This is a genomic window from Marinomonas algae, assembly GCF_047525555.1.
GTDB lineage: Bacteria > Pseudomonadota > Gammaproteobacteria > Pseudomonadales > Marinomonadaceae > Marinomonas.
The window spans coordinates 17514-36113 of record NZ_JBLIXK010000004.1 but is presented as its reverse complement, the minus strand read 5'-3'; the positions used below and the strand labels follow the sequence as shown (position 1 = coordinate 36113).

Annotated in this window: 15 protein-coding genes; 9 read left to right on the top strand and 6 right to left on the bottom strand. The window is 41.1% G+C overall.

Going from position 1 to position 18600, the window contains the following annotated elements; all coding sequences use genetic code 11:
* Positions 1–48: 48 nt before the first annotated feature.
* From ACMUMQ_RS08100 to ACMUMQ_RS08085, 4 genes are all read left to right on the top strand, one after another.
* The gene (locus ACMUMQ_RS08100; protein ID WP_317005668.1) at positions 49–984 is read left to right on the top strand and encodes a DMT family transporter; all 936 of its coding nucleotides are present in this window, start codon (positions 49–51) and stop codon (positions 982–984) included.
* Between the two features lie 182 nt (positions 985–1166).
* Positions 1167–2390, top strand: a complete 1224-nt coding sequence (locus ACMUMQ_RS08095) for an MFS transporter (RefSeq protein ID WP_414681484.1) — start codon at positions 1167–1169, stop codon at positions 2388–2390.
* 167 nt (positions 2391–2557) lie between these two features.
* Positions 2558–4708, top strand: coding sequence for a dihydrolipoyl dehydrogenase family protein (locus tag ACMUMQ_RS08090; protein ID WP_414681483.1), 2151 nt, complete (start codon positions 2558–2560; stop codon positions 4706–4708).
* A 4-nt stretch (positions 4709–4712) separates the two neighbouring features.
* Complete coding sequence (locus tag ACMUMQ_RS08085) at positions 4713–5516, top strand: DUF547 domain-containing protein (RefSeq protein ID WP_414681482.1); 804 nt, start codon at positions 4713–4715, stop codon at positions 5514–5516.
* Positions 5517–5534: 18 nt separating this feature from the next.
* Here the strand turns inward: ACMUMQ_RS08085 and ACMUMQ_RS08080 are convergent, their stop codons facing one another.
* Positions 5535–6476, bottom strand: coding sequence for a LysR family transcriptional regulator (locus tag ACMUMQ_RS08080; RefSeq protein WP_414681481.1), 942 nt, complete (start codon positions 6474–6476; stop codon positions 5535–5537).
* 170 nt (positions 6477–6646) lie between these two features.
* Here ACMUMQ_RS08080 and ACMUMQ_RS08075 point away from each other — a divergent pair, with 170 nt between their 5' ends.
* Together ACMUMQ_RS08075 and ACMUMQ_RS08070 are read left to right on the top strand one after the other, a co-directional pair.
* The gene (locus ACMUMQ_RS08075) at positions 6647–7372 is read left to right on the top strand and encodes a sulfite exporter TauE/SafE family protein (RefSeq protein ID WP_414681480.1); all 726 of its coding nucleotides are present in this window, start codon (positions 6647–6649) and stop codon (positions 7370–7372) included.
* A gap of 104 nt (positions 7373–7476) precedes the next feature.
* Positions 7477–8004: a M48 metallopeptidase family protein gene (locus tag ACMUMQ_RS08070; protein WP_414681479.1), complete on the top strand. Its 528-nt coding sequence runs from the start codon at positions 7477–7479 to the stop codon at positions 8002–8004.
* On the opposite strand, the gene ACMUMQ_RS08065 is transcribed toward ACMUMQ_RS08070, so the two are convergent.
* The 4 genes from ACMUMQ_RS08065 to ACMUMQ_RS08050 form a co-directional block, all read right to left on the bottom strand.
* Positions 8001–8678: a 7-cyano-7-deazaguanine/7-aminomethyl-7-deazaguanine transporter gene (locus ACMUMQ_RS08065; protein ID WP_414681478.1), complete on the bottom strand. Its 678-nt coding sequence runs from the start codon at positions 8676–8678 to the stop codon at positions 8001–8003. The genes ACMUMQ_RS08070 and ACMUMQ_RS08065 overlap by 4 nt on opposite strands.
* Before the next feature lie 198 nt (positions 8679–8876).
* A complete protein-coding gene (locus ACMUMQ_RS08060) occupies positions 8877–9734 on the bottom strand; it encodes a PA4780 family RIO1-like protein kinase (protein WP_414681477.1) in 858 nt (285 codons plus the stop codon).
* A 106-nt stretch (positions 9735–9840) separates the two neighbouring features.
* Positions 9841–10737: a hypothetical protein gene (locus ACMUMQ_RS08055; RefSeq protein WP_414681476.1), complete on the bottom strand. Its 897-nt coding sequence runs from the start codon at positions 10735–10737 to the stop codon at positions 9841–9843.
* Positions 10738–11166: 429 nt separating this feature from the next.
* A complete protein-coding gene (locus tag ACMUMQ_RS08050; protein WP_414681475.1) occupies positions 11167–12423 on the bottom strand; it encodes a DEAD/DEAH box helicase in 1257 nt (418 codons plus the stop codon).
* 172 nt (positions 12424–12595) lie between these two features.
* On the opposite strand from ACMUMQ_RS08050, the gene ACMUMQ_RS08045 reads away from it, so the two are divergent.
* Together ACMUMQ_RS08045 and ACMUMQ_RS08040 are read left to right on the top strand one after the other, a co-directional pair.
* Positions 12596–14269 (top strand): GGDEF domain-containing protein, encoded by a 1674-nt coding sequence (locus ACMUMQ_RS08045; protein WP_414681474.1) that lies wholly within the window; start codon positions 12596–12598, stop codon positions 14267–14269.
* Between the two features lie 122 nt (positions 14270–14391).
* Entirely contained in the window at positions 14392–15468 is a 1077-nt protein-coding gene (locus ACMUMQ_RS08040; protein WP_414681473.1) for an alkene reductase, read from the top strand.
* Between the two features lie 84 nt (positions 15469–15552).
* Here the strand turns inward: ACMUMQ_RS08040 and ACMUMQ_RS08035 are convergent, their stop codons facing one another.
* Positions 15553–15960: a GFA family protein gene (locus ACMUMQ_RS08035; RefSeq protein WP_414681472.1), complete on the bottom strand. Its 408-nt coding sequence runs from the start codon at positions 15958–15960 to the stop codon at positions 15553–15555.
* 293 nt (positions 15961–16253) lie between these two features.
* Between ACMUMQ_RS08035 and ACMUMQ_RS08030 the strand changes: the two genes are divergently transcribed.
* Positions 16254–18596, top strand: coding sequence for a bifunctional diguanylate cyclase/phosphodiesterase (locus tag ACMUMQ_RS08030; RefSeq protein WP_414681471.1), 2343 nt, complete (start codon positions 16254–16256; stop codon positions 18594–18596).
* The last annotated feature ends 4 nt before the right edge of the window (positions 18597–18600 follow it).

The window sequence follows — 18600 nt, the reverse complement described above, 5'->3', positions numbered from 1 at the left end:
GTATATTCCTCATCACCCCTGTGCATCTTACTTATTGGAGAAACCAAGATGGCAGGAACATTCTTTATCATGATCGCGTGCTTTACGTGGGCGCTTGATACTTTAATTCGTTATCCACTTTTGGGTGCGGGTTATTCCACTCTGCAAATTGTTCTTATTGAACACCTTACTTTGGTGCTATTTGTTAGTCCTATGCTTTGGCGTGCACGCCATGTTTATCGCCACATGTCGATGAATAGCTTTCTGTGTTTGTTTTTCATTGGTGGCGTTGGCTCCGCTGTGGGAACCTTGGCATTCACCGAAGCGTTTCAATATTTGAATCCAACCGTGGTGATTTTGCTGCAGAAGCTACAACCCGTGATTGCGATCTTGTTGGCTTATTGGTTCTTGAAAGAGCGCATTGAAGGTCAATTTTTACGTTGGGCTGTGGTGATTCTTTTTGGTAGTTTTGTGATGATGTGGCCAGATTTACGCACCTTAGGAGAGGCTCAATGGCATTACTCTAGTGATAACATGAGCATTTTTAAAGGCTATGGATATACCTTAATTGCTGTTTTTGCATGGGGCGCGGCAACGGTATGTGGGAAGTACTTATCGCATCAAAACATACCTGCTAATGCGATTATGTCTGGCCGCTTTGTCGCAGGCCTGTTGGTATTATTGCCTTTAGCGCTGGCGCAGACGAGCAGCTTAACGGCAATGAAATCTGTCGATCTGAGCCTAGTGGTTGCCATGGCTTTGCTAAGCGGCTTCATTGGCATGTGGTTCTATTATCAAGGACTGAAAACAGTGCCTGCGCAATTGGCAACGTTAGCTGAGTTGTCTTTCCCTGTTTTCGCTGCGGCGATTAACTGGTACTTTTTAGATTTGGATTTAACCTTCTACCAAATTATCGGTGGATTTCTGCTTATCTTTGGCAACATTGGATTGCGCTTTAAAGAGCTTCGAAAGTCCGATCTTACGATTGTGACTCATCAGTCCTAATCAACTCAGTTGAATAGCTTAATGTGATTTACGTTAAGCTATTCTTTATATTTTCTCCTTTCCTATCCCCTAAAGCGGCGACTTTGATTTAGAATAGCGCGCCTATTTCTGCCCAAAAGATCAAGATTAGAAAGATTGCTTCTTTTGTTTTTCAATATGGACGCTTTCGATAAGGAAAATAAATGCCATCTGAGTCCCTTAAAACACACATTCCTGAAATAAAAACACAGTTTATCCCCGTCATATTTCTTTGGATTGCGGGTGTTTCTGCCGCCATGCAATTTGCCAAGTTCTCTATTTCCTATGACGCTTTGCTACAGCATTATCAAACAGGAGCAACATTAACAGGCGCTGCTTTGTCTGTTGTGGGTGTGGCTGGTTTAGTCTTTGGCGTATTTGGCGGTCTGATTGCGAGCCGAGTGGGTTATCTGAAAGTATTAATGGGCGCATTGTTTTTAGGCGGTATTTTGTCTTTTATCCAAGCGACATTACCGCCTTTTGAATTGATCTTTATTACACGAATTTTAGAAGGTTTTTCTCAACTGGGCGTGGTGGTTTCTGCACCGACGTTAATTGCCAAGTTAAGTTCGGACAAGCATCGATCTTTAACCATGGGATTATGGGGAACCTTTTTTGGAGTGGCTTTCGCAGTAAGTGGTGGCGTGGGTAAATGGACGCTGGATAATTATGGCATGCGTGAGTTGTTTTTTAGCCACGGTGTGTTGATCTCTTTGATGGGCGTTGTGTTATTTGTATTGCTACGTAAGAACCCGGTATTGGATATTGCGCCTGTGAGTGCCAATCAAGGCAGTTTTTTACGTCAAATGCTGAATGTTTACCGTAACCCAAGAGCGCTTTTGCCCAGTACAGTGTTTCTTTTTTATACCTGTACGCTAGTGTCCTTACTGACGTACATTCCTCGTTTAGTGAGTGACTCAACTATCCAAGCTTTGATGCTGGTGGTTTTACCATTAGTCAGTACCAGTGGAACCTTTATTGCTGGTGCGCTGGCGCAGTATGTTATGAAACCTCAACGTGTTGCCATGATGGCTTACTCCACCGTGGCGATGTGCGGTCTTATTTTGTTGTTTGTATATCAAGAGCCGCTTTGGTTTGCTTTTGTTGTTGGTGTGCTGATTTTGTTCTTAGGTATGATTCCTGGTGCATCGTTAGCCTTGATTCCTGTATTGGCAAGAAATCCGGCAGAACAAGCTCAGGGTTATGGGCTTATTGCTCAATTTGGTAATCTTGGTGCGACAATCGGGCCGCCAGTTTTTGCGACGCTTGTGACTCTGTTTGGCGTGAACGGATTAGTTTCTATGGTTTTAGTGATTTGCGCCTTAGGCTTATCTGCTTGCTTTTTAGTATTCCGCTTAATTGCTTCTTCTAAAATATCTAATAGATAAAGTTGGTCTTATTAGCCACATAAAATGGACGAATTGTGGCTTTTGAGAGTTTATCTCAGAAATAATTTTTGAATTTGTAACATTATTCTCCTTTTGACGTCTAATATTTATAACATCAGCTGCATAACGTGTTGATTTGCACTGGAATGATTGTATTGGAGTCTTACATGAAGAAAATTGGGTTACTGGTCATCATCGCGGTACTTGCTGCCGTATTTTTTTATTTTGATTTGCATAAGCTACTCACTCTCGAGGGTTTGAAGTCAGGTTTAGATACATTTGAAGCATGGCGTGCTGAAAGCCCTCTGTTGATTGGCGGTGCGTTTTTGGTCTTGTACGTGATTGTGACTGCCTTGTCTTTGCCAGGCGCTGCGATTATGACATTAGCCGCTGGCGCTTTGTTCGGTTTAGGTTGGGGTTTATTAATCGTTTCCTTTGCCAGCAGTATCGGTGCGACGTTAGCCTTTCTTGTTTCCCGCTATTTGCTTCAAGACACAGTGCAAAAGCGCTTCGGTGACCGTTTAAAAGCCTTTAATGAAGGCATTGAAAAAGAAGGTGCCTTCTATTTATTCACGCTTCGTCTTGTTCCTATTTTCCCTTTCTTCTTGATTAACCTGTTGATGGGTTTAACAACCATTCGTGCTTTCACCTTCTACTGGGCGAGCCAGTTAGGCATGTTGGCAGGTACGTTTGTATTCGTGAACGCAGGTACGCAGCTTGGTCAGCTAGAGAGCTTGTCGGGCATCTTGTCTCCTCCACTACTACTTTCTTTCGTTCTATTAGGTGTGTTCCCTTTGATTGCTAAAAAATTGATCAACATTATTAAAGCGCGTCGTGTTTATGCAGGTTATACAAAACCAAAAACATTTGATCGTAACCTGATTGTTATTGGTGGCGGTGCTGGTGGCTTAGTAAGTGCTTACATTGCAGCTGCGGTTAAAGCCAAAGTGACCTTGATTGAAGCCAATAAAATGGGTGGTGATTGTCTTAACTATGGTTGTGTACCAAGTAAAGCCATCATTAAAAGTGCCAAAATCGCCCAGCAAATGCGACATGCCGAAAACTACGGTTTGAACAGCAGTGAGCCCACTTTCTCCTTCAAAAAAGTCATGGCACGCGTTCATGATGTCATCAGCCAGATAGAGCCTCATGACAGTGTTGAGCGTTACACGGCCCTTGGTGTGGATGTTGTACAAGGTTACGGGAAACTGATCGACCCTTGGACAGTTGAAATTCAACTGAATGACGGCGGCACAAAACGTATGACTGCGCGCAGTATTGTGTTGGCAACAGGCGCTCGTCCATTCGTACCACCATTACCAGGTTTAGACGATGTGGGTTATTACACGAGCGATACGCTTTGGGAAGAGTTCGCTAAATTTGATGAGCCACCAAAACGTCTTGTTGTGTTGGGCGGTGGCCCGATCGGATCTGAGTTGGCGCAAAGTTTCGCTCGCCTTGGCTCAAATGTGACACAGGTGGAACGTGGCGAACGCATCATGATTCGTGAAGACGAAGAAGTGTCTGAATTGGTTCAGAAAAGCATGAGAGCGGATGGCGTGAATATCTTAACCTCTCATAATGCGGTTCGTTGTGAGAAAGAAGGTGATGTAAAGCGCTTAATTGTCGAAAAAGACGGCGTAGAAAGCGTGATCGAATTTGATGCCTTGTTGTGTGCTGTTGGTCGTCAAGCCCGCCTTGAAGGCTATGGGTTAGAGAACCTAGGCATCGAAACAGATCGCAATATCGTGACGAACGATTACTTAGAAACACTTTACCCAAATATTTATGCAGCAGGCGATGTGGCTGGCCCTTATCAGTTTACTCATGTTGCGGCACACCAAGCTTGGTACACAGCAGTAAATGCTTTGTTTGGCACCTTTAAGAAGTTCCGTGCCGATTACCGTGTGATTCCTTGGGCGACATTCGTTGACCCAGAAGTGGCGCGCGTTGGTTTAAGTGAGCAAGAAGCCAAAGAGCAAGGCATTGCGTATGAAATGGTGCGTTATGAATTTGACGAACTGGATCGTGCCATTGCAGAAAGTGCGACAAAAGGATTTGTGAAAGTCTTAACGGTTCCGGGTAAAGATAAGATCTTAGGCGTTACCATTGTGGGTGAACATTCAGGTGACTTACTGGCTGAATTTGTCTTGGCCATGAAACACGGTTTAGGTTTGAACAAGATTCTAGGCACGATTCACACTTACCCAACGTGGGCGGAATCGAACAAATATGCCGCTGGTGAATGGAAACGTGCTCACACACCAGAGCGTCTTCTGAACTGGATTGAAAAATACCATACATGGCGTCGAGGTTAAGCAAATGAAAAACTGGTTGATTGTTTTATGTGCTCTATTAGGTTTACAAAGTGTTAGCGCCAATGCTGCTAACGCTTTTGACCACTCCGCATGGAATGCGTTATTACAACAAAATGTTCATTTGCTTGAAGGCGGTAAGGCCAGCCAAGTAGATTACCAAGGCTTTGCTGATAATGAAGCTGCTTTAAATGCATATTTAAAAGCGTTAGAAGGTGTTAGTCAGTCTGAATTTGATGCTTGGCCAAAAGAAGATCAGCTGGCATTTTTGATTAACGCATACAATGCCTGGACAGTCAGTTTCATTCTGACGAAATGGCCTGACTTGAAGTCGATTAAGGATTTGGGAAGCTTTTTTAGTTCTCCTTGGAGCAAAGAGTTTGTGCCCTTGTTAGGAGAAACACGTTCTCTTGATAACATCGAGCATACGCTGATTCGTGGCTCAGATCGTTATAACGATCCTCGTATCCACTTTGCGGTTAACTGCGCAAGTATTGGTTGCCCTGCTTTGGCTAATATTGCCTTCCAAGGTGATAACTTAGACAGCTTGCTAGAAACACAAACTGAATTATTTTTAGCCGATAGCAGTCGTAACCGTTTGAATGGTAAGAAATTAGAGCTTTCTTCTATCTTCAAATGGTACCGAGAAGACTTTGAAAAAGGTTGGAAAGGCTACAACTCATTGGAAGCTTTTATTCACAACTATGCGTCTGCCATGTCACTACCTGAGAGTGTAAAAGCCGATCTTAGTAATGAAAAAGTAGACATCAAATTCCTGAGCTATGATTGGGCTCTGAACAAGAAACCATAAGACCTATTCATTAGGAGCTTATTTCACAAGGTTATCTGATGTATCAGAAAAGCGCTTCATTCTTTCCCAAAAGAGAGAGGATTGAGCGCTTTGAGTCTGATGGCGAAGGCGAATCATGAAGATAGGAACTTGGTTCTGAGACGTGAAGTTTTCGACCTCGATTGGAATTAACTGACCATTTTCAAGTTCTGAGCCAATGATGTGTTTCGGCATTCTCGCCCAACCAAGACCATGCAGCAGCATGGTTTTTTTTGTCTGAAAATCGTTCACGTACCAGCGTTTACCTGTTGGTAGCACGTATCTGTGGCCATTTTCTGCGGAGTTAGCTGCAGTATTGGAAACTAGAATCTGCGGTAAAGCATAAAGTTGTTGTTGCTTTATCTTCGCCCCATTTATCGGCATTTTTGATGGGTTGGTTTGATTCTGAGTAAGGGAAGCCAATACTTCAGGGTTCACAACAGTAATCATATCGATTCTATACAGCTCTACGAAGGCGTGACGATCATCTAATCCATATCTTGGTCCAATGGCAATCTCACATTTATTCTTCGTGAGCGCTTCCTGAACGCCGTACAAATGGTCTGTCATTATGTCTAAAGAAGTTTCAGGGTATTGTGATTGAAACGCCTTTATTCTCATCATGCAGGCATCGTTTACGCTCATTTGGCTCAGACAAAGGTGCAAGGGCGCTTCTATGCCTTTCGCTAAATCATGACCTAGGTTTTCAAGTTGCTGCGCTTGGGAGATCAGCTTTTTGCTTTGCTGGAAAAAAGCATGTCCTTCTGTCGTGAGTGTTGGGCGGTAACTGTCACGATCAAATAACGAAATTCCATATTGAGCTTCTAGTGCTTTAACTGCAGCACTGATGCCTGGCTGAGTTTTATGAATGGCATCTGCGGCGGAGCGAAAGCTGCCTGTTTCAACGACTGCAATAAAGGCTCTTAATTGATCTAGTTTCATAGTATGCCTTCCAATAATGATCACAAATTATTATCGTATTAATAATAAAACGAAATTATTTATTTTTCATTATTTGCCTTATTATTTCACTCATTGGACGAGCACTTGAAAGACATTATTTTTCATCTAGCCGTTATGTGATTGTTATTAGAAGAAGTAAGGAGGACTAAGTGGATTTACCGTTAGTCGTATTGTTTTTAGCGGGTTTGATTACCGGCTTTTCAAAGTTTTCAGTAGGCGGTATGGGCTTACTGGTGTTGCCGATCGTTATGATCGCTTTTCCTGGACCAGAAGCGTTAGGGATATTATTGCCGTTGTACCTTGTGACAGATTTAATGGCCGTCGCCAGTTACAGAAACAAAATAGCTTGGGGCGTTTTAGGTCGATTCTTACCGTTAGCCTTTCTAGGTGTTTTCATTGGTAGTCAGTTTTTAGCAAACCTAGATGCAGACCAGTTTTTAAGCTTTCTTGGTGCAACCATTGTCGCCATGATTGTATTGGGCTTGTACCTTGATTTTCGACCTGCTGCTTTCATGCGTAAACCAGTTACGGCTTACTTAATGGGCTTCTTTGGAGGAGTAATCAGCATGGTCGCTAATGCAGCAGGGCCTTTGTTTAGCTTATTTTTACTAGAGCAAAAGTTAGAGAAAAAGACTTACGTTAGCACCCGAGCATGGGCATTTTTCATCATTAATATATTGAAGCTTCCTTTGTACATGAGCATTGGCTTGTTGTCTGTCGAAAGTGCGGAAACCAGCTTGTACGCTTTACCTGGGTTAGCGCTTGGCTCTTATATTGGCTACCACTTTTTAAAGAAAGTGAACCCAATACAGTTCAAATGGATGATTCGGATTATGTCGACATTAGCAGCTTGTAAGTTGTTCTTGTTCACTTAAGAGTAAGCGTTAAGTGCCAAAGTAGAAGGTTAATGGCTTGCTATGAAGGTCGTTATCACCATTAAATAATGGATCTAGGCAATCCTATAAATTCAGTGGAAGTTATGAGCGAAAACAATCCTACTCAAAGCGTAAAAAATTATTTAAATGGCTACAGCGACCATGTTCAAGAGCAAGTTAAAAGTCTGTTAGACACTGAAAAGTCTGCAGAATGGTTATTGAAGAAGTATCCAACGGCTCATAATTTGAATGGTGTTCGTGGCTTATATGAATACGCTATGGATCTCAAAAATGAGTTTATGCGAAGCTCGCCACCAATCAGTAAAGTCATTTATGACGACAAAATCCACATCATCAATAATGCGCTGGGTTTGCATACTTATGTGTCTAGAAAGCAGGGAAATAAGCTAAAAGCTAAGAATGAGATTCGTATTGCAGCTTTGTTTCGGCAGTTGCCAGAACCCTTGCTAAAGATGATTGTCGTGCACGAGTTAGCACATTTAAAAGAGAAGGATCACAGCAAAGCCTTTTATAAGCTTTGCTGCTATATGGAGCCAGATTACCATCAGCTTGAATTCGATCTACGAGTCTACCTCAGTCATCGAGATCGATTTGGCGACCTTTGGTGTTAGCTTTCCAGTTTTGCTTCTGAAGCAGTGAACGATGGGTTAATTGTGGTGATTTTCTTGGTTAAGTAATTCAACAAAACACCATAAATTGGAATGAATAGGCCAAGACTAATAATCAGCTTAAATGCATAATCCGCAAGGGCGATTTCTTGCCAATGTTGCGCCATGAAAGGGTCTGGGCTCTGATAAAAAGCAATACCAAAGAAGGCTAATGTATCCAAGCCATTTCCAAGCAATGTTGATGCTGCTGGTGCAATCCACCATGCTTTCAATGCTCTCAGCTTATTGAATACTCTTATGTCCAGAATCTGACCTAACAAGTAAGCCAATAAACTAGCAAGCGCGATACGGCCAACAAAAGTGTTGAACGAACCCAGTGTTTCAAACCCTTGGAATACGCCATTTGCAAAAATCACTGACAACACATAAGACACAATAAGCGATGGAATCATGACTAGGAAGATGATTTTGCGTGCTAACGCAGCGCCAAATATGCGGACTGTTAAGTCTGTTGCTAAGAAGATAAAGGGAAAAGAAAATGCTCCCCAAGTGGTATGAAATCCTGCAATCGTGAAGGGGATTTGAACCAGATAGTTACTAGAAGCAATGATGATTAGGTGGAACATTGCTAGGTAGCGCAGCGCTTTCGCCTGTTGCGCAGGTGTGAAATTACTCATATTTTGACCTTTTTCGTTTGATTGGGGTGAGGGAACCCAAATAGAAAAAGCTCATCGTTTTATAATGAACTTTCTGCCGTTAAGTTTTAGTTTTGACTCAGTGGTCAAACACGAGGCGGGATTATACATAATTATTCAAGCAATTCAATTTATGTATAAATAATGATCAAAAAAGATTGGATATGCTTTAAATCGCGATCAATCAGGCTCATCTTCAGCGTGAATACGAGCAAGGCGCTCTTGCTCTTCTTGGTATGCTTCTTGGATTTCAGTCAGTACTGAGTCCACGTCTGCGGCTTCTTCAGGTTCATCAAAATGGCCAGTTAGCTCAGTAGTAGGTGTTAACTTACCTGCTTCAAATAGCGCCCAAATTTCTTTAGCGTATTTGGTTTCTAAAATCTCTGGTGCAAACATGCCGTAATAGTTACGCATGTTATTCACATCACGTTCTAGCATCCATTTCGCATTATTATTGGCGACGGCGTCGACCGCTTGGGGTAAATCGATAATAACAGGGCCGTGAGAATCAACCAGCACATTGAATTCAGATAAATCTCCGTGGATTAACCCTTCGCATAACATACGAACTATGTCTCGGATGATGGTTTCATGATCTCGCTTAGCTTGTTCTTCGCTTAATACGACATCGTTCAGGCGAGGCGCTACTTCACCACTATCATCCGTGACCAAATCCATTAAAAGTACACCATCAAAACAACCATAAGGCTTGGGAACTCGAACACCGGCCCCAGCGAGACGATATAACGCATCTACTTCGGCATTTTGCCAAAGGCTTTCTTGCTCATCGCGACCAAATTTTGAGCCTTTTTCCATGGCTCTTGAGCGGCGGCTATTACGGACTTTACGGCCTTCTCTGTATTGAACAGCTTGTTTAAAACTGCGTTTGCCCGCTTCTTTGTAGACTTTAGCGCAGCGGATTTCTGAACCACAGCGTACAATGTAAACCGTGGCTTCTTTGCCACTCATTAATTGTCGAAGTACTTCATCTATTAAGCCGTCTTCGATCAGTGGTTGTATTCTTTTTGGGATTTTCATACGGCTCGTTATTCGGTGGTTAAGTGATAATGGAAAGCGTCAATATTAGGCGGATTTGAACAAGAGAGAGAATGGTAAAATCCTTTTATATTGCGGAACGATTAAATCATTCGTTGATAGCGCGATTTTTAAACTCATTTTGTACCAAATACTCAATCATTTCATTGATTTTCATACCTTTTTCCTCGGCCATAGCGTTCAATTTTTGCTTAGTGTTGAGCGTCATACTGATGCTGTAGGGCTTTTTGCCACTGGATTTTTCTCTGAATTTCTTTTGGCTCCAAGCTTTCTTCATTTTATCTATGACTAAGGCTTTGCGGTCTACGTTATCAGATAAATCGAGAGTAGCAATAACTGCGGCTCTTTTTTCCACATCATTACTTGGTAGCCAAGCTTGTTCTAAAGGTCTTTGCGTGTTGTTTTGTAGGTAGGACCAAGCCCAAGACCAATGTGTTGGATTGTTGTCTTCTAGCCAATTGGTTACCGAGACATCTTGTCGAATCTCATGCCACTTTGCTTTCAATAGCTCCAGTATTTCTTGCTGCTGAGAGGCTGTGGCTTCTCCATGGTAAAAGGCATCCAGAATATCAACCTGTCTTTCTGCTGCAGTGTCTCTTTCTATTTGGAAAGCCTTAGCGGATAGAAGCAATAAGCTTTCATTTCTGACGGTTTCTTCTGGTTCTGTCTGGGAAGTTGCTTTCTTTAAATAGCACCACAACCAATTGCATAGTCTTTCATCCTTCTTATCAAGCCAGCGAAAATGTTGAATAGATAACTGAGTTGCTTTGAAAGCACTGCGCATTTGAGAGGCGAAGTTTTTAGGTGCTCGACTTTTCTTGATCAAACCCTCTAATTCTTCATTTAGCTTGATGACTCGTTCTTCGTGAGTATTTCCCCGTAAATTCTTAATTGATGCGCTTCTAATATTTTTGAGCAAATAATCAGAGTAGAAGGCGCATTCTCTTTCTGAGTTGGCTTCCAAAATTTCATCATTATCTCTCATTATCAAACAGCCCTTTCTGATAGTTAAAAGCGAAAAAATAATAAAAAACTACGGTGTAGTATTTGTTGTAAATGTTATGTGTATTTCTGTGGTTTTACAATAATTTTACAGTAAATTTGTTCTATATTGATGTGGTTTTCAATAAATATAGACACATTAATCCGTTTTATTTGATGGCTTTTCGGGTGATATTTAGTGCGAAAAAATAGCTAGGAAGTGGTGATTCTGTTTTTAAGTTTTTGAAAAATGGGCGTTTTTTATTTGGAAGTGATGTTTGTGATGGCGGGCTTTGTAGAGACAATCTTGACTGTGAATCATCGAAATAGAGGTATGACGCGGCATCAGCTAGATCTTTTAGATAAGCTGAGCTGCGTCAGTAGAGGCTGTATAAGTTGCAGAGGATGTGGATAAATAGCTTGTCGTATCTCGTTACGAGCTTCTGGGGCGCTTTTTTCTAGGCTTATTTTTAGTTTTATGAAGCCCAAGTGCTTTTGCTCGAAGCTCTTTTTTGGATGGCTCACGTTTTTTCTGTGAATTGTTCGTATTGTTTATGTCTGGCTCGAATCCTGGTAGCCATTGAAGAATAAATTGCTCATCAACGAGCTTTTCTATGTCTTTGAGTAAATACTTTTCTTTTTCAGACACAAGACTAATTGCCAACCCTGTTGCGCCCGCGCGGCCCGTTCTACCGATACGATGAATATAATCTTCTGCGTTATAGGGAAGTTCATGATTAATGACATATTGAAGTTGTTCTATGTCTATTCCTCGTGCGGCCACATCGGTCGCAACTAATGCCCGCACTTTGCCTGCTTTAAAATCAGCAAGCACTCGATCTCGAGCACCTTGGGATTTGTCTCCATGGATAGATTGGGTTGGAATGCCGTCTTTCTGCATTTCTTTGGCTAATTCATCTGCTCCTTGCTTGGTGCGAGTGAAAATAAGAACTTGTTGCCAATTTTTAGAGCCAATGAGGAAGGATAAAAGGCTGCTTTTACGATTATTATCGACAGCATAAAAAGTCTGCTCTACTTGGGGTGTTGTCGTATTACGGTTATCCACTTCTATGAGCACAGGGCTTTTTAATAATGATTTACTTAATTTGAAAATGTCATCATTAAAGGTTGCTGAAAAGAACAATGTCTGTCGGCTTTCAGGGAGTTTTTTTAAAATTCTTTGTATATCAATAATAAATCCCATATCTAACATTCGGTCGGCTTCATCAAGTACTAGTGTTTTTAATGAACTCAGATCAATAAGCTCTTTCATCAGTAATTCTAATAAGCGGCCAGGTGTTGCAACTAGAACATCACAGCCACATTTCAGTGCAGTAATCTGTACATTAATGCTGGCTCCGCCATAAGCCACAACAAATTTTACTGGTAAGTCATGGCTGTATTTAACAAAGCTTGAATGCACTTGTTGTGCAAGTTCTCGAGTTGGAGTAAGTACTAATACTTTAATTTTATCCGCATTAACTGAGTTTGTTTCTGAGATAATGTTATGAATTAGAGGTAAAGAAAATGCGGCAGTTTTCCCTGTTCCTGTTTGAGCACCAGCCATAACATCTTTATTTTTAAGAATCAGTGGAATAGTTGATTCTTGTATTGGCGTAGGGGTTGCATAACCAATTGAATTAACGACGGATACAATGTCTTGAAGCAAGCCAAGGTCAGAGAAGTTCATTTTATACTCTTTCTATTTGAAATTATTAACACTAAACCAAAAGATTATAACGCATTGTTTTAAGTCAAGGTAACGATTTAAATACAAAATTCCTCCACATTTAACTGGTATTTTCTATTAATTGTGAGCAATATTCATGTGCTTTAAATTTATGCTTCTAGGAAAGGGTAAAATGACACTTCAATCTAGGTTTTTAATCTCTATAACCATCATATTTTGCCTTACAGGTTTCTTTTCCTGGGTGTCGATGAAAGTTCTAGCCGAAGATATTATTTCGAATTGGGTTGAGATTTACGCAGAAAAACAACTTCGATATGACAAAGTGCGTACACTTTTACCTCTGATTCAAGAAGTAGAGCTTTCTAAAGAGTTTGCTGAAATTGACTCAATTAAAAATTGGGCAAATGATCCTAATAATCAAGAATTAAAAGAAACCGCATTAGGTGATGCAGAAGAATTTCGAACGAGATTCTCTGACAATTCATTTTTTATTGCCCTGAAAAAGAACAATAACTACTACTATCGTGACGATGAAGCCGAGAGGTTAGGCATGGATTCATACCGCTATACTCTTGATCCTAGCAAGCTTGAGGATGCCTGGTTTTATAGCATTATGAAAATTAACCTAAGCGTCCACTTGAATGTAAACCCAGATGTTGAGTTAGGCGTTGTTAAATTATGGAGTGATGTCTTAATACGAAAAGGGAACGAAATACTGGGTGTTGTTGGTACAGGTTTAGATCTTTCTGATTTTCTAGATCAAATGGTCGAAAAGCAAGATATTTACTCAGCAATATTTTTTACTAATTATGAAGGCTCTATACAACTCCATCAGGAAGAAGCCTTGATTGATTATGCTTCTATTACAAAGCAATCAGAAGATAAAAAATTAATATTTCAGATATTAGATGATGAAGGTTCAAAGACGCAGTTAAGAAATAGTTTCCAATTGGCAAAGGAGAATCCTAACTCTGTTAAAACGGCTGTTGTTTATAAAAATGGTATTAGAGAACTGGCTAGCGTTATTTATATACCTGAAATAGATTGGTTTCAGGTGAACTTTATTGATGTGGATTACTTCTTACCTTGGACAGAGTTTTCTAGTTTGTTTTTTGTATTTATTATTAGTTTAGTTATTGCTCTGATTGTAATTTATCTACTGATAAAGTTAATCGTGACTAACCCCATAAAAGAGCTTGATAACTCTGTTTGTGCTCTTAAAATAAATGAAATATTAGTACCGGAGATAAACAAAAGAGCAGGCTTAGAAATAAAAAACTTAGTATCTCACTATAAAGAAATGTCGGATTCAATTCTAGAATATCAAAATGAACTTGAGGAGAAAGTAGAAGAGCGTACTAAAGCATTGAGTTTATTGTCCCAATTAGATCCACTTACAAGTTTGTATAATCGAAGAGGTATTGAATTATATCTTAACGAATACATGCGTCAATGGAACGAGTCGAGACAAGCGTTTAGCATTATTAATATTGATATAAATGATTTCAAAATCGTTAATGATAAATATGGTCATGCAATAGGCGATGAAGTGCTTAAGAAAATAGCAAACTATTTAAAAACCACTCTTTTAGGAAAAGGTGAAGTATCACGTTGGGGCGGCGATGAGTTTATTATCACAATTAAACACCTTGAAAGTCATACGTTTTCTAATTTATTAGATCAGTTAATTAATGACAGTCGATCATTAAGTGTGAAATTAAAAAATCAGGAATTAATTATTAAATTTAGTGTGGGTTGTACATCAGTAAAAGAGAATGACACCATCGAAACTATGTTAAATAGAGCTGACAAAGATATGTATTCAATGAAGTTTTCTGATAATTAGAATGCATTAAACAAGACGGAGAAGTTAGTAAAGAAAGTGCAAGCGATTGATTTTCAACAATAAGTCCATATTGAGTACGTATTCTTCTTACTAGAATCAGATACTTTTTGGAGCAATTGAAAATGAATGCAACAGATAACTTATTATTTAACCCTGTGAAGCTGGGTGATTTAGATCTGCCAAATCGCTTTGTCATGGCGCCACTTACGCGAACTCGCGCGCCTAATCATCTACCAAATGCTTTAATGGCAGAGTATTACTCTCAACGTGCTAGTACAGGTTTATTGATCGCCGAATGCACAATGGTGACAGAAAACACGTCCTCTTTTGGTGCTGATCCTGGCATTTACTCTCCAGAGCAAATAGAAGGTTGGAAGTTAACTACAGAAGCTGTACATAAAGCCGATGGTCGTATTTTCCTCCAGATTTGGCACGCAGGCCGAGCTGCTCACCCATTATTAAATGGTGGTAAAGAGCCTGTTGCACCAAGTGCGATTGCCATCGAAGACGAAACTCACACACCAGAAGGTAAAAAGCCTTACACAGTGCCTCGTGCATTAACTGTTTCTGAGATCAAAGCCATCGTAGGTGATTTCCGCCAAGCGGCAGTAAATGCTAAAGAAGCAGGCTTTGATGGTGTAGAAATTCACGGTGCGAATGGCTATTTAATTGATCAGTTTTTACGAGACAGCGCCAATCAGCGTACAGATGAATACGGCGGCTCATTCGAGAACCGTGCTCGTTTCTTAAGAGAAGTCATTGAAGCGGTTACTGAGGTGATGGGTAACGGCCGAGTAGGCCTTCGTCTTTCACCATTAAATAGCTTCAACAGCATGAAAGACAGCGATCCAGTTGGCTTGATCCGTTATTTAGCGGATATGTTGAACAACTACGATTTGGCGTATTTGCACTTAATGCGTGCTGATTTCTTCGGCTTACAGCAAGCGGATGTCGTTCCTGCCGCTCGTGAAGTATATAAAGGTCACCTGATGGTGAACATGGGTTACAGCCCAGAAGAAGCACATCAAGTCTTGGAAAATAAGCAAGCAGACAGCGTGGCGTTCGGTACCAGCATTTTGGCGAATCCAGATTTTGTTGAGCGCGTGAAACAAGGAGCCGAGCTAAACCAGCCAGATCAAACCACTTTTTACACTCCAGGGGAAAAGGGTTACACAGACTACCCGTTTTTGAACGCGTAAATTAACTCTACTCATTACGACAAAGGCCAAGGCTCCATTAAAAGAGCCTTGGCCTTTTTGGTTGTGTGATCAATTCATTTCAATCTAGCCTGGCATTTTTTCATAGCAAGGAACGTCATTTATAACCTTGTCCCAGTTACCTTTGCTGTCTGTGAAAATATGCGCTTGCGGTAAAATCTCAACGTCAGAATCTAAGCATCCCGCTGGCACAGTGACGATGTCTCGTGCTTCCACATAAATAGGCACTAATGAGCTACAGATTGAACAAAACTGGCGAGCGAAGTTGGTGTCTGGATGTTTATAGAAACTTAGTTTGTCTTGGCTAGATAACCATGTCAGTGTTGCGCCAGGTGCGAATAAGTTTGAGCAATGGGCAGAACCTGAAGATTTTCGGCAGCGGCTACAATGACAAAGGAAGAACTTCTTAAATTCCCCTTTTACCTCAAATTTAACCGCGTTGCATAAGCAAGATCCAATGTGTGTTTGCTCCATGTCATTTCCTCTTCTGTGTCTTTTCTATAGATTCTACGGCTTAGCGCCATCATGGTTGTGGCAACAATATCTATGTACTTTATACATTTATTATCGATTGCAACACCAGCTTGATTTTTTATGCTAACTTGAATTACATAAAGAATAGTTATGCATTTGGGTATGCTATATTTAAGCACTATAAATACAGCCTTTGGATTCTTCAAATTGAGTAGAAAGGAAGAAGGATTTCGAAGGGAACATTCTTAGTATCTATTAGGTTATAGATACGGATAATTAGGCCAAGACCTTTAATGTTTAATACACTTGTTGGGCGACTGTACTTTCTTTCTGGGCTGGTTGTCGCCTCCTTTTATTTATTCATTTATCTGAGCTTTGACTACAGCCGAGTCATTGTAAAAGATGAACTTCTTAAAGCAGCCCAACTGGTTTCCCATCAAGCGGTGGAGAATCAGGAGCATCTTGTCGAATCGACGGAAGCTTTTCTAACCTCTTTGGCTTCTTTGCCTCAAATCCAAAACCCAGATTCCGAATTATGCCGAGAGTTCGTCAGTAACATTACGCCCTTATTTGAGCGATATGTGAACATTGGTGTGCCGAATAAACAAGGCATATTAACCTGTAACGGCACAGAGCTTAGCTCTCCAGTAAACGTGAACGACCGAGAGTACATTTCTAAAGCCATCACAGAACATCGATTTACAACCAGTGGCTTGCACTATGATCGAGCCATTGGTGCGCCAGCGATCAATTTCGCTTATCCCGTCAAAATAGAGTTATCCACAGAGGAAATCGCGGGCGCTGCTGTTGCTGTGGTGTCATTGGATTGGTGGAGCGCATTATTGAGCAGCAGTAAGCTGCCCGACCAAAGTGTGGCTTATGTATTAGACAGTGAGGGAAATGCGCTTGCGAGTTTTCCCGATGGTGTTGAGTTTGAGCAACCAAGCTCTTTCGATTCCATTTGGAAGGGAAGTGATGACGTCAACAGAGTATTTACCAAGCATCAAGTATTAGGTTCGGACGGTCTTGTCTTATTGTCCTTCATCACTGGTGTGGCGGTAGATGAGCCCCTTTCTCGCGTAAATAATCGCTATACCTTTATTGTTGTTGTCTTCTCGGCTTTGGTGGTGGTGATCTTATTGTTGATGAGAGTGTTTTTTGTGGGCGCCATTGCAAAGCCTCTTCATAAACTCTCAGACTTAGCATTACGCCTAGGTAGAAATGAGATTATTGGCACAGTGCAGCCGATTGGCATTAAAGAAATGGATGACTTGCAAGACAGTTTTGTGGAAATGGAAAAACGCAAATCGGAAGCAGAACGCAGGATTATATTGCAGGCGCAAATAGATAGCTTAACAGGTATCACAAACCGAGATGCCTTTAATCGCGCTCTAACAGAGGTCTTTAAAGTAAACGATGGTCGTGAAGAAATTGCCATTGTTCTGATCGATTTAGATAACTTTAAAGAGATCAATGACACTCGTGGTCATGAAATTGGTGACGAGATCTTGAAGGTGACAGCCTCTCGTCTGATTAATCAGCTTCTGACGGCAAAACTGCTTAGCCGCTTAGGTGGAGATGAATTTATCTTTATCTTAGAAGGTGATGAAGCGAAAGAGCATGATGCTTTGGCTTTGTGTGACAGAGTGCAAAACATCATCAAACAGCCGATTTTGTTGGAGCACGGTGAAGTCATGTTGACGGCGAGCGTTGGCGTATCTATTTACCCACATGATGGCCAAGACGTAAGAAGTATATTAGGCGCTGCTGATCAAGCGATGTACCACGCAAAACAGAGTGGTCGTAGTACAACTCGTCGTTTTAATAAAGAGTTAAAAGACGACCTGATTGCCAAAATGGAACTGGCTCAAGATCTTAGAGAAGCGATTCTCAACGAAGAGTTTTATCTGCTTTATCAGCCTATTCTCAATAAGAATGGCGATGTCATTAAGTTTGAAGCGCTTATCCGTTGGCAACATCCAACGAAAGGTTTGGTTCCGCCTGATCAGTTTATTACTTTTGCTGAAGAATCCGGCCAAATCATCGAAGTTGGTCACTGGGTGATTCAAGAAGCAAAACGTGCTTTGAAAGCCATTCAAGAAGTACACGGCAAACATGTTCAAATCAGCGTGAATGTCTCGCCAGTGCAACTGTCTCAATACCAAGGTGAAAAAGGCCAGTTATTAGAAGAGCTATTGGCAGAAAACTCTGATGAGCAAGGTGCGCAAGCGCAAAATGGCTTAGTAGTTGAGATTACTGAAAACCTATTGATGAACTCCGACGAGAGTACCCGCAATGCGTTATTGGCTTTCAGGGAGCAAGGTGTTCAGGTCGCTTTGGACGACTTTGGAACTGGGTACTCTTCTCTTGCTTACATCATGAACTATGATATCGACTACCTCAAAATCGACCAGAGTTTTGTGCAAAAGCTAGAGGACGAAAAAGCCTCACAAACCTTATGTGAAGCCATTATTTCAATGGCTCACGCACTTGGTGTTGCCGTGATTGCTGAAGGGGTTGAAACCCAAAAACAAGCGGATCTGTTGCTTGGTTACCATTGTGATTATCTGCAAGGCTTCTACTTCTCTAGACCCATTCCGTTGGATCAAGCTCTACGCTATAAACGAGAAAAATAACTTG

Bases quoted from the DNA above. Each gene is read 5' to 3' on its own strand.
- ACMUMQ_RS08100 (WP_317005668.1), top strand. From the start codon at position 49: ATGGCAGGAACATTCTTTATCATGATCGCGTGCTTTACGTGGGCGCTT.
- ACMUMQ_RS08095 (WP_414681484.1), top strand. From the start codon at position 1,167: ATGCCATCTGAGTCCCTTAAAACACACATTCCTGAAATAAAAACACAG.
- ACMUMQ_RS08090 (WP_414681483.1), top strand. From the start codon at position 2,558: ATGAAGAAAATTGGGTTACTGGTCATCATCGCGGTACTTGCTGCCGTA.
- ACMUMQ_RS08085 (WP_414681482.1), top strand. From the start codon at position 4,713: ATGAAAAACTGGTTGATTGTTTTATGTGCTCTATTAGGTTTACAAAGT.
- ACMUMQ_RS08080 (WP_414681481.1), bottom strand. From the start codon at position 6,476: ATGAAACTAGATCAATTAAGAGCCTTTATTGCAGTCGTTGAAACAGGC.
- ACMUMQ_RS08070 (WP_414681479.1), top strand. From the start codon at position 7,477: ATGAGCGAAAACAATCCTACTCAAAGCGTAAAAAATTATTTAAATGGC.
- ACMUMQ_RS08065 (WP_414681478.1), bottom strand. From the start codon at position 8,678: ATGAGTAATTTCACACCTGCGCAACAGGCGAAAGCGCTGCGCTACCTA.
- ACMUMQ_RS08060 (WP_414681477.1), bottom strand. From the start codon at position 9,734: ATGAAAATCCCAAAAAGAATACAACCACTGATCGAAGACGGCTTAATA.
- ACMUMQ_RS08055 (WP_414681476.1), bottom strand. From the start codon at position 10,737: ATGAGAGATAATGATGAAATTTTGGAAGCCAACTCAGAAAGAGAATGC.
- ACMUMQ_RS08050 (WP_414681475.1), bottom strand. From the start codon at position 12,423: ATGAACTTCTCTGACCTTGGCTTGCTTCAAGACATTGTATCCGTCGTT.
- ACMUMQ_RS08045 (WP_414681474.1), top strand. From the start codon at position 12,596: ATGACACTTCAATCTAGGTTTTTAATCTCTATAACCATCATATTTTGC.
- ACMUMQ_RS08040 (WP_414681473.1), top strand. From the start codon at position 14,392: ATGAATGCAACAGATAACTTATTATTTAACCCTGTGAAGCTGGGTGAT.
- ACMUMQ_RS08035 (WP_414681472.1), bottom strand. From the start codon at position 15,960: ATGGAGCAAACACACATTGGATCTTGCTTATGCAACGCGGTTAAATTT.
- ACMUMQ_RS08030 (WP_414681471.1), top strand. From the start codon at position 16,254: ATGTTTAATACACTTGTTGGGCGACTGTACTTTCTTTCTGGGCTGGTT.